The 722-nt window shown below is 68.1% G+C and carries 1 protein-coding gene; it reads right to left on the minus strand.

Going from position 1 to position 722, the window contains the following annotated elements; genetic code table 11:
* On the minus strand, nt 1-691 hold a 691-nt coding region (locus DJ70_RS04265; protein ID WP_094530469.1), incomplete at its 3' end, for an ABC transporter permease.
* Between the last annotated feature and the right edge of the window lie 31 nt (nt 692-722).

Raw genomic sequence — 722 nt, forward strand, 5'->3', positions numbered from 1 at the left:
CGACGCCGAGGAAGCCGTAGCGCACGCCGTTGACCATGTACACCATCGGGTTGAGAAGCGAGACGTCGCGCAACAGCGGCGTGAGGTCCTCGAGCGAGTAGAACACGGCGCCGAAGAAGACCAGCGGTCGGAGGATGAACTGGTTCATGACGGTGAGGTCGTCGAAGTCGCTGGCGGCGAGCCCGCCGATCACGCCGAGGCTGGCGAAGAGCAGCGTGATGACGAGCAGGAACGCGAGCAGGTACGCCGGCTCCTCGACCGGAACGGGCCGGAACAGCGCGGTGACGATGACCCACCCGATCGTGGCGATGAGCCCGCCGACGAGGACCCCGCGGGTCGCCGCCGCGAGGACGTACGCGCCGACCATCCCCGCGTACGACAGCGGCGAGGTGAGCACCTCGTGGATGTACTCGTTCCAGCGGCCGTGGAAGATGGAGAAGGAGGCGTTCTCGAAGCTGTTCGACACCGCGCCGAGCACGACCAGTCCGGGCAGAATGAAGAGGATGTACGGCACGCCCGTGATCGTCCCGACCCGCTCGCCGAGGATGACGCCGAACACGGAGAAGTACAGCACGTTGGTGATGAAGGGCGGCGCGAACGTGTTGCTCGGCCGCCGCAGGAACCGCAGGACCTCCCGCTTGGTGAGCGTGAGGAAGCCGGTGAGGTCGACGGCTCCGGCGTCGCCGCTCATCGGGACCCCTCCCCGCCGCCGGCCGCGGCGG

This window comes from Halorubrum halodurans (genome assembly GCF_002252985.1).
Classification (GTDB): domain Archaea; phylum Halobacteriota; class Halobacteria; order Halobacteriales; family Haloferacaceae; genus Halorubrum; species Halorubrum halodurans.